Here is a 1424-nt window from a genome sequence, read left to right on the forward strand (position 1 = left end):
AGACGGAGATTTCAGATCCGAAGCCATTCATGGAAACGCATGACCTGGTGGTCGCGGCGGATGGGTTGAACTCTAAGTCACGCGCCATTTTCGTCGATGTCTTCAAGCCCGACATCGACACCCGCAAGTGCAAGTTCGTGTGGCTCGGCACCACGCAGAAATTCGACGACGCCTTCACCTTCATCTTCGAGAAGACGGAGCATGGCTGGGTCTGGGCGCATGCCTACCAGTTCGACAGCGAGACCGCGACCTTCATCGTCGAATGCAGCGAGCAGACTTGGGCTGCTTTCGGCTTTGGCCAAATGACGCAGCAGGAATCGATCGCGGCCTGCGAACGCATCTTCGAAAAGCATCTCGGCGGCCATCCGCTGATGACCAATGCCAATCACATCCGCGGTTCGGCCTGGATCAATTTCCCGCGCGTGCTGTGCGAGCGCTGGTCCTACAAGAACCTGGCGCTGATGGGCGACGCCGCGGCAAGTGCGCATTTCTCGATCGGCTCCGGCACCAAGCTGGCGCTGGAAAGCGCCGTCGCGCTCGCCGACTATGTCGAGTCCGAGCCGGACCTCGAAGCGGCCTTCCGCAAATACGAGGATGCGCGGCGCACGGAGGTGCTGAAGCTGCAGTCGGCGGCCCGCAATTCGCTGGAATGGTTCGAGGAAGTCGAACGGTATCTCGGCCTCGATCCAGTTCAGTTCAACTATTCGCTGCTCACCCGCTCGCAGCGCATCAGCCACGAGAATCTGAGGCTGCGCGACGCCGAATGGCTGGCGGGAGCGGAGGAATGGTTCCAGCGCAAGGCCGGCGCCGGCGGCAACATGCTGCGCCGGGCGCCGATGTTCGCGCCGTTCAAGCTGCGCGACATGGCGCTCAACAACCGCATCGTCGTCTCGCCGATGGCGCAGTACAAGGCGGTCGACGGCTGCCCGACCGACTGGCATTTTGCTCATTATGCCGAGCGCGCCAAGGGCGGCGCCGGCCTCATCTATATCGAAATGACCTGCGTCAGCCCCGAGGGGCGCATCACCCCGGGCTGTACGGGCTTCTACAAGCCCGAACACGAAGTCGCCTGGAAGCGCCTGGTCGATTTCGTGCATGCCGAGACGGAAGCGAAAATCTGCGCCCAGATCGGCCACTCCGGCGCCAAGGGCTCGACCCGCCTAGGCTGGGAAGGAACCGACGAGCCGCTCATTTCCGGCAACTGGCCGGTGATGGCGCCGTCGGCGGTGCCTTGGTCGCCGCAGAATCAGATGCCGAAGGCGATGGACCGCGCCGACATGGACATGGTGCGAGACCAGTTCGTCGCCTCGGCCGAGATGGCAAAGCGCTGCGGTTTCGACATGCTAGAGATCCACGCCGCGCATGGCTATCTGCTCTCCGCCTTCATCACGCCGCTGACCAACCACCGCACCGACGAGTATGGC

At 62.9% G+C, this 1424-nt stretch carries 1 pseudogene; it reads left to right on the forward strand.

The features are described from left to right. A pseudogene (locus tag EOA29_RS36415) lies at positions 1–1424 on the forward strand (bifunctional salicylyl-CoA 5-hydroxylase/oxidoreductase); the annotation flags it as partial.

It is taken from the genome of Mesorhizobium sp. M1E.F.Ca.ET.063.01.1.1, from assembly GCF_003998155.1.
Classification (GTDB): Bacteria; Pseudomonadota; Alphaproteobacteria; order Rhizobiales; family Rhizobiaceae; genus Mesorhizobium.